Origin of the sequence: uncultured Eudoraea sp. (genome assembly GCF_947260015.1) — a bacterium.
In the GTDB taxonomy this organism is placed as follows: Bacteria; Bacteroidota; Bacteroidia; order Flavobacteriales; family Flavobacteriaceae; genus Eudoraea.
Genome location: NZ_CAMYOM010000060.1, coordinates 1 through 9,048, shown reverse-complemented (window position 1 = coordinate 9,048; position 9,048 = coordinate 1). Strand labels below are relative to the sequence as shown.

The window sequence follows — 9,048 nt, the reverse complement described above, 5'->3', positions numbered from 1 at the left end:
TTTTTCCATTTTTTCAAAGGTCCTTTCAATACCTATACGTTCAACTTTATCCTGCGTTTCCCTGATCCCGGCAGTATCTATAAACCGAAATCCAATACCCCCAATCGTAATCTCATCTTCTATGCTATCTCTGGTTGTTCCGGCAATTTCTGATACAATGGCGCGTTCCTCGTTTAAAAGCGAGTTTAGAAGGGTAGATTTACCCACATTTGGTTCCCCCACAATAGCTATGGGGATACCACTTTTTATAACATTTCCCAGAGCAAATGAATCTACCAATCCCTTAAGTACACTTTCAATTCTGCTTAGTAAAGCCTGAAATTCTTCTCTGTCCGCAAATTCTACATCCTCTTCTGCAAAATCCAGCTCCAATTCAATTAGCGAAGCAAAGTTCAAAAGTTCTTCCCTCAGGAGTTTAATTTCATTGCTGAAACCTCCCCGCATCTGTTGCATCGCAATTTTGTGAGATGCCTCGTTTTCACTGGATATTAGATCAGCAACCGCTTCGGCCTGACTCAGATCCATTTTACCATTCAAAAATGCACGTAACGTAAATTCACCGGGATTGGCCATACGGCAACCATTCCTGATGAACATTTGGATTATTTGTTGCTGGATGTATATAGAGCCATGACACGAAATTTCAACTACATTCTCGCCTGTATAACTGTTTGGTCCTTTGAAAACTGATACCAATACCTTATCTATGGTAGTATCTCCATCCATTATATAGCCCAAATGGATGGTATGCGTATTTACTTTCTTTAGATCTTTTTTGCTAACAGATCTGAATAATTTTGAAACCAAAGAAATGGCTTCTCTGCCGGATAAGCGAATAACCGCTATAGCACCGGAACCTGATGGTGTGGCTAATGCAATTATAGTATCCTTTGGAATCATAAAGATATTTTTTGCAAAAATAGACAAAAGCCGCTTATCCATTATAATAGATTAAAATTGGCTTTGGGGCGCAAAACCTAATGGATTTATCATTTTGGAAAATCTATAAATTATTGTGTAACATTTTATAAAAAATCGCGTCTTATAAGTATCATCATTAAAATCAATCAAAAAATGGAAGTTCTCAATCAAACAACACTGCGTACGGACAGGCAACTGCTTGTTATTACGCATTTGACACAATTATTAAATTATGTAATTGGATTTGGAGGTTTAATTACACCCTTAATTTTATGGCTGACTTCAAAGAATACAGTTGAAGATATGGATGAACATGGTAAAGCTATTATTAATCTGCAGCTCAGCCTACTGTTATATATCGTATTGAGTATTCCTGCCATCCTATTATTGGGTCTCGGTATACTTACATTGATAGGGACAGGCATTCTAGGTTTTGTATTACCAATAGTAAATGCCGTCAGGGCCAGTAATGGTGAGTCACCAAGTTATTTTATGACCATACCTTTTATTACATAACATGTGAAACAAAAAAATCCCGCCAAACGGCGGGATTTTTATTAGAAACCGATTTCCGGAAACAATTCCATATAATCCGTTATTACATTACTACCCCGGGACAAAATTCTCCACCATTAAGGCTGGAACCTCCTTCAATGGTAAAATCGCCATAGGTATAGCCAAGAATGTTGGGTTCTGTACAACTGGTATCAATGGTGGTATTGTGTATTCCTTGAACGGAAATATGGATTTCTCCACCCAGTGTGTTGTTACCATCAAAACCATTAAGATAAAATAATTCTCCGGGGCTAAGTTTGGCCCTATAAATTTGTTTTTTACCTTTTGTACCGGTAATACTAATTAAGGCGTCTTCAGCACCATTATATCGTAAATCCAGTCGGGTAACATTTCCACTGCAGTCACAACTTACAGCTTGGTCGGACCCATTTTCATTGGAAACGCTATTTGGACATTCCCCTAATGAATCACCATGGTCTATGTGAGCCTTAATGGCCTCTGGTGGCAAATATAAGGTTATGAAGTTCCAGTCGTTTCCAATTTGGAGTTTATGGCAAATGTATTGAAATTCCTTTTTTTTAGATTTCGAATAAACTGCATTTAAGGTTTCATTGCTTTGATCTAAATCATCAATCTGACAAGAGAACAACAGAACAAAACTGAAAAGGTAGTAGAGATTTTTTTTCATAATGTAGGTAGATTTGGGTTAAATTGTAATATTCATAACAATAAACGCTTGTAAAAGCAATGGGATTGGAGACATCCGTCAAACAGCCGAAAAACTTGTTAAAACAAATAAAACAACGTATTTCCATATAGAAATAGGCTGCTAAAATTTAGGAGTGAAGAATTTTACCTTATTTAAGTGAAACCAAGCTTACCTTGTTCCTTATTGCTATAATAGCTTAATTATTAAGCATCACGGGCATTACCAGCATAGTTATCATTTCACCCTCGTCAAGGCCGTCTATTGGCGTTAGTATACCTGCCCTGTTGGGAAGACTCATTTCCAAACATATTTCTTCTGAAGTCAGATTTCCGAGCATCTCAACTAAAAAACGGGAATTAAATCCAATTTGCATGTCGTCTCCCTGATAGGAACAGGTTAGCCTTTCTTCTGCTTTATTACTGTAATCAATATCTTCAGCGGAAATATTCAATTCGGCTCCGGCAATTTTCAGCCTTATTTGATGAGTAGTTTTGTTAGAGAAAATAGAGACCCGCCTTACTGAACTCAGGATTTGATTTCTGGAAATGGTCAATTTATTTGGATTCTCTTTTGGAATTACGGCCTCATAATTTGGATATTTTCCATCAATAAGACGGCAAATTAGTTCTGTATTGTCAAAGCTAAATTTAGCATTACTGTCATTGTATTCTATTATTACAGTTTCTTCGCTTCCCGTAAGGATACCTTTTAATAGATTTAATGGCTTTTTGGGCATTATAAATTCAGCAACTTCAGAAGCTTTAACATCGTTGCGCTGGTATTTTACTAATTTATGGGCATCTGTGGCCACAAAAATCAAATGTTCCGATGAGAACTGAAAGAACACCCCGCTCATTACCGGTCTTAAGTCATCGTTACCCGCAGCAAAAATTGTTTTATTTATAGCATTGGCAAGAATATCTCCCATAATGTTGGTAGAACTGGGATTTGCAAGTTCAACCGCCTTAGGGAATTCTGCTCCATCGGCATATGCCAGTGCATATTTGCCGTGATTAGAACTGATCTCTACCGTATTGTTATCTTCGACGACGAATGTCAGTGGCTGTTCGGGAAAGGTCTTTAAAATATCTAGTAAAAGCCTTGCTGGCACTGCTATTATGCCTTCTGAATCAGAATCAACTTCAAGAACAGAACTCATTGTGGTCTCAAGATCAGAGGCAGAGACTGTGAGTTTGTTCTTACTTAGTACAAATAGGAAATTATCAAGAATAGGTAAAGTATTACTGTTATTAATAACCCCTCCTAAAACCTGAAGTTGCTTTAATAAATACGTACTGGATACTATAAATTTCATTCTTTATTTATGCTTTTTAATATGACGCTTTTCTTTATCAATTTGAATTATTGTTGCCGGGAATCCAATAAAACAAATATATCCTAAATGTCCTATTGTATAAAACAAACTTATTAACACCTAGGCACTGTATTTTCTCTTTCTGAAAGTGTTAAAAATAAAACCGAAAAAGAACACTAGTAGCACGGGAATACCAACGTTAATCAATTGCCACTTTGTTTTTTGCTCAGCTATTTTTTCAGGATCTAACAATACAATTCTTACTTTCTTATTTCTAATGTTTATAAGTCCGGTGTCATCAAGTAGATAATTGATGCTATTCACCAAAAATTCCTTGTTTCCATAAAAACTATTGGTCCATTTATCATATCCTAACTCAAGTGGTCTGTTGTTCCTAATTTGGTTTTTTATTACATCTCCATCCGCAACTACTAGCATCTTATTATCATTCCCTTTGAGTTTAGTGCCTTCTAATTTTACAGGAACAATTCTATTCTTAAATGCAGAGTTAAACTCACCTTCAATAAGAATTGCCACAGGCTTATTTCCATTGTTGTAATTTCCTTTATTTGGAGGTGTATTTATAATATCTAAACTTATCAATTTTGGTGTGCCTTCAGGCCTGGAAAGCGGTGAACTCGAATAAAGTACAGTCTTGCGATACGGATTGGAAATAGTATCAATGCTATTTGCAAATTGAAAGCGAAGTGCCTCCAGATTATTATTAACAGGGTGGTTATTGGGTGAGAAAACCATGGGATTGTAAAACCAGGGCACCGGATTATATTGAGAGTTATTCCCTTCACCTGTTGCCAGTACTATTTGTGTAAAATATAAATCCTTAATAAGTACAGGATTTATCCTGAATCCATATTTAAAGAAAAAATCATTCAGGTTAAGGTCTCTTGGAAAAGCCATAGAACTGCCTTCAGAATTAAAGAGACTGTCTAATTCTATGGCTACCTGATCTATTAACCAGATAGATTTTCCACCATTGACAATAAATTGATCCAAAACATATTTTTCTTTATCGGTAAAAGCCTCCGTAGGTTTGGCAATAAGAGCCAGATCGTATTCCTTTAGCTGGTCCAATACTTTTTGCGGATTTTTTTCTACCGAATCGAGAGTGATAGCCCCAATATTGTAATAATCCCTTATAGTAGTAAGAAAGTCGGCCAAATAAATATCCTGCAATTCCCCATTGCCTTTTATTACCGCTACTCTTTTTTTTGTTTTAATTGCCAATTTAGTGAAGGCATCTGCAAAGGCATATTCTAAATTTTGTACAGAATTATTCACCCGCTCTTCTGAAGAAGCTCCCAATTTATTTTTTAAAAGAGGAACCTTAATGGTTTTATTATTGTAATTGACCATAGCCCATGGAAAGAGAATTTCCTGCGAAACCCTTCCATTTTCTTCTACTGTTATATTAGCCGGAGTTAATCCCAGGCTTTGCAGTTCAGAAATGGTGGCTTCGGGCTGGGGGTTATCCGAGAGAGGGTCAACAAAGTTATATTTTAAATTTTCGTTTTTTGACGCAAATTCCTCCAATATCTGTTTGGTTTCCGTCTTAAGCTTTGCAAATTCTGCGGGTAACTCACCACCCAGGAGTACATCGATTACAAGAGGTGAATTAAAAACTGATACCGCTTCTGATGCCTGCTCTGACAAGGTGTATCGTTTATCTTCAGTAAGATCTATCCTTGTATAGAATAAACTCGCACCTACATTAAGCAATATAAATACAAGCAAGGCCAAACCATTGGTAAGTAACTTATTTCGTTTCATTACCTGGAATGATGTTTTAATTGAACAATTGCAAAGAACAGAAAGAGTATAGACAAAGTAAAGAAATAAACTAAATCCCTGCTGTCCAAAACACCTCTTGAAATTCCTTCAAAATGAGATTTCATACCCAGTGAAATTACAAATTGGGCCATTTCCCCATCAGTGAAAAGTGTTGAAACTGATTCAAACCCATAATAGAGCATAAAACAGACAAACAGAGCAAGTATAAAAGCTACAATTTGATTTTCCGTTATTGTGGATGTGAAAATACCAATTGCTGTGTAACTCATTGCTAAGAAAAACAATCCAAAATATGACCCATAAATAAGACCCCAATCCAAATTGCCCTGCGTAGTGCCCAATTGCGAAATACAAATACTATAAATGAAGGTTGGAATCAGTGCAATTACTACAAGAAATAATGCGCCAAAAAACTTACCGTAAACGGTTTGTCCTAAACTCAATGGTTTTATAAAAAGTAATTCCAAAGTGCCAGTTTTCTTTTCCTCGGAAAAGCTCTTCATTGTTACTGCAGGAATTAGGAACATAAACACCCAGGGAGTTAAAAGAAAAAATTTACTCAAATCTGCAAAACCGTACTCAAATATGTTAAAATCACCTTTAAACACCCATAAAAACAGCCCGTTTAATACCAGGAAAAAGCCAATAATCAAATAACCAACCGGTGTTGTGAAGAATGAAAGTATTTCTCTTTTAAATATGGCAAGCATAGGTTTATTTTACTGATTTAATTCTGTTCACACTCCACGCCTCAGCTCTATCTTCAAACAGTAATTTCGTTTTTCCCCAAACATTTCTAAAGAATTCAGATTTTCTATAAGCATCCAGGCTTTCTTCTTTTTCCCAATGACTGTATGTAAAGAAAATATTTGAATGTTCTCTGTCCTGATATAGTTCAAGGGAAAGACAGCCTTCAAAATCTCGAATAATGTCTTTGGTTTCTTCAAAAATTTGCTCAAAACTAGCAATATTTTCTTTCTTTAAAGTCAACTTTACAATTCGTATCAACATTTATAAAAAGTTAATTATAATGGTATCTCTATAATCCAATCCCAATAGACTAGAGGCGCCCCCAACAGTGTTCAGATCACTCTTATAGATAGCCAGTTCCAGGTAATCAGAAGAATTGAAAAGGGCCAATAAATCTCCCGGACCCTTTCGCTGGTTTTTTCCAAGGTCGAAATTTATTATGTCGCTATACCTGTTATGGATTTGATTTATTTTTCTATTCCTCGCGTTAATTTCAAATTTTCTCCCATTCCTGTATGCTTCAAACAGGCTTTTTTGAATATTGGTTATCACATTTCCATAGTTGTCTATATAAATAACATTCCCAACTATTGTTTTGCCCTCGTTTGTTAGTCTTGGAGCGAATTCTTTTAATTCTTTTAGTTCTTCAAATGATTTACCAACAACCTCCAGTTTTCCTCCACGTACAATATGGCATGCAACCTTGACAAAAATGTCAAGTACCGGAAAGGACCCAATTACCGGATATGGAATATTTATTTCAACAACTTTTTCAGGTTCAATCTCCGATGTAATCAGACTAATTACTCCATTATTGGCACTAATAAAATAATGGTTATCAACCAGAACTGCAATGTGCTGGTTTTCAATGGTAGGTTCAGAATCTACCCCAACAATATGAATGGTTCCTTCCGGAAAAGTTTTATAAGAATTTTTAAGAATATAAGCGCATTCCTGAATATTAAAAGGGCTTATGGAGTGCGTGATATCAACAATTTAATAGTCCCCTTAAGGGCCCCTACAAAATGGTCTTTATGTCCAAAATCTGTAGTTAAAGTGATGATTGCCATGCAGCACTGTTGATATTTTTTTAACTAATCAAACCGATTTTTACTTAAGTTTGTTTGACAAAATTACATGAAAAAAACAGCCTACAGAAATTTATCTCACGGGACACAACAATTAAATAAATCTATTCATTGAACGAACTCAACTTAGAACTTACCGCGATTAGTCCAAGGGAATTCTTCGGACATCAAAACGAAAACATTAATCTATTAAAAAAACATTTCCCCAAATTAAAAATAGTGGCCAGAGGAAGTAAAATAAAAGTTTACGGCGACGAACCCCTGCTGGATGAGTTTGACAAGCGGTTTCATATGCTTACGGCCCATTTTGCCAAATATAACACTCTGGACGAAAATGTAATAGAGCGAGTGCTTACAAGTAACGGTAAAGGAGAATATGAATCTTCTGAAAGTAGCGGAGATATTATTGTTCATGGGGTTAATGGTCGTTATATTAAAGCGATTACAGCCAACCAAAGAAAATTGGTTGACTCTACTGAAAAAAATGATCTGGTATTTGCCATAGGCCCTGCCGGTACCGGAAAAACCTATACGGGGGTGGCCTTAGCCGTAAGAGCATTAAAAAATAAAGAGGTAAAAAGGATCATCCTTACCAGGCCTGCTGTTGAGGCCGGTGAAAATCTGGGTTTTCTGCCAGGAGATCTCAAGGAAAAACTGGATCCGTATATGCAACCCCTTTATGATGCCTTGAGGGATATGATACCCGGTGAAAAACTTATTCATTATATCGAAAACGGAACAATACAAATTGCCCCATTAGCTTTTATGCGGGGACGAACTTTGGATCATGCATTTGTGATTCTGGACGAGGCGCAGAATACGACTCATGCCCAAATGAAAATGTTCCTTACCCGTATGGGAAAGAATGCCAAATTTTTAATTACGGGTGATCCAGGTCAGATAGATTTACCACGAAGGGTTATTTCCGGCCTAAAAGAAGCATTATTGATCCTTAAAAGTGTTCAGGGGATACAAATTATATATTTGGATGATAAAGATGTGATTCGTCATAATCTTGTGAAGAAGGTAATAGATGCCTATAAAAATATTGAGCATCAAAACTAAAAGAGAGTTATGGCTGAGACAATCATGACCACTAATTTTAATTTTCCCAACCAGATAAGTGTATATAAGGGAAAAGTGAGGGAAGTATATCAGCTACAAAATGATCTGCTGATCATGATAGCAACAGATCGTTTATCTGCTTTTGATGTAGTGATGCCCAAAGGAATACCGTATAAGGGTCAGATTCTTAATCAGATTGCTACCAAAATGATGCGGGCCACTTCAGACTTAGTCCCAAATTGGTTAATTGCGACTCCCGACCCAAATGTGGCAATTGGTCAGGCCTGCGAACCATTTAAGATTGAAATGGTAATACGTGGTTATCTTTCTGGCCATGCGGCGAGGGAGTACAAAGCCGGTAAAAGAATACTCTGTGGTGTTACGATGCCCGATGGGATGATTGAAAACGACAAGTTTAAAGAACCAATCATAACTCCGGCAACCAAAGCCGAAGAGGGAAACCATGATGAAGATATTTCCCGGGAAGATATTATTAAGCGTGGGATTGTTACAGAGAAGGATTATGAAATACTTGAAAATTATACCAAAGCATTGTTTAAAAGGGGCACGGAAATAGCAAAACAAAGAGGTTTACTCCTGGTTGATACGAAATACGAATTCGGTAAAAATAAAGAAGGCGAAATTCTCCTGATTGATGAAATTCATACTCCGGATTCATCGCGTTACTTTTATGCAGATGGATATAAGGAAAGACAGAGCAGGGGGGAAGTGCAAAAACAGCTTTCTAAGGAATTTGTACGTCAATGGTTAATTAGTAATGGTTTTCAGGGGCTGGAGGGGCAAACTGTCCCGGAAATGAGCGACGATTATATTGCCCAGGTTTCTGAACGATATATTGAACTTTACGAAAATAT

The 9,048-nt window shown here is 36.5% G+C and carries 9 protein-coding genes and 1 pseudogene; 3 read left to right on the top strand and 7 right to left on the bottom strand.

Annotated elements, in window-relative coordinates:
• The coding region (mnmE, locus tag Q0X66_RS15090; protein WP_297707808.1) for a tRNA uridine-5-carboxymethylaminomethyl(34) synthesis GTPase MnmE at positions 1-900 on the bottom strand (900 nt) is incomplete at its 3' end.
• Positions 901-1,074: 174 nt separating this feature from the next.
• On the opposite strand from mnmE, the gene Q0X66_RS15085 reads away from it, so the two are divergent.
• The gene (locus tag Q0X66_RS15085; RefSeq protein ID WP_297707806.1) at positions 1,075-1,437 is read left to right on the top strand and encodes a DUF4870 domain-containing protein; all 363 of its coding nucleotides are present in this window, start codon (positions 1,075-1,077) and stop codon (positions 1,435-1,437) included.
• 82 nt (positions 1,438-1,519) lie between these two features.
• Here Q0X66_RS15085 and Q0X66_RS15080 read toward each other — a convergent pair whose 3' ends face one another.
• The 6 genes and pseudogenes from Q0X66_RS15080 to Q0X66_RS15055 all read right to left on the bottom strand — a co-directional run bounded on the left by Q0X66_RS15080 (position 1,520) and on the right by Q0X66_RS15055 (position 7,090).
• Positions 1,520-2,125, bottom strand: a complete 606-nt coding sequence (locus Q0X66_RS15080) for a hypothetical protein (protein WP_297707804.1) — start codon at positions 2,123-2,125, stop codon at positions 1,520-1,522.
• Between the two features lie 217 nt (positions 2,126-2,342).
• On the bottom strand, positions 2,343-3,461 hold the full coding sequence (gene dnaN / locus Q0X66_RS15075; protein WP_297707802.1) for a DNA polymerase III subunit beta: 1,119 nt from the start codon (positions 3,459-3,461) through the stop codon (positions 2,343-2,345).
• 120 nt (positions 3,462-3,581) lie between these two features.
• Positions 3,582-5,249 (bottom strand): gliding motility-associated ABC transporter substrate-binding protein GldG, encoded by a 1,668-nt coding sequence (gene gldG, locus Q0X66_RS15070; protein ID WP_297707800.1) that lies wholly within the window; start codon positions 5,247-5,249, stop codon positions 3,582-3,584.
• Positions 5,249-5,980 carry a gliding motility-associated ABC transporter permease subunit GldF gene (gldF, locus tag Q0X66_RS15065; protein WP_297707798.1) on the bottom strand — a complete coding sequence of 244 codons (732 nt, stop codon included), beginning with the start codon at positions 5,978-5,980 and terminating at the stop codon, positions 5,249-5,251. Before gldF ends, gldG begins: the two co-directional genes overlap by 1 nt.
• 4 nt (positions 5,981-5,984) lie before the next feature.
• Positions 5,985-6,281: an antibiotic biosynthesis monooxygenase family protein gene (locus Q0X66_RS15060; protein ID WP_297707796.1), complete on the bottom strand. Its 297-nt coding sequence runs from the start codon at positions 6,279-6,281 to the stop codon at positions 5,985-5,987.
• Positions 6,282-7,090, bottom strand: a pseudogene (locus Q0X66_RS15055) (SAM-dependent chlorinase/fluorinase).
• A gap of 129 nt (positions 7,091-7,219) precedes the next feature.
• Between Q0X66_RS15055 and Q0X66_RS15050 the strand changes: the two are divergent.
• On the top strand, positions 7,220-8,173 hold the full coding sequence (locus Q0X66_RS15050; RefSeq protein ID WP_297707794.1) for a PhoH family protein: 954 nt from the start codon (positions 7,220-7,222) through the stop codon (positions 8,171-8,173).
• A 9-nt stretch (positions 8,174-8,182) separates the two neighbouring features.
• A partial coding sequence (locus Q0X66_RS15045; protein ID WP_297707792.1) for a phosphoribosylaminoimidazolesuccinocarboxamide synthase occupies positions 8,183-9,048 on the top strand: 866 nt, incomplete at its 3' end.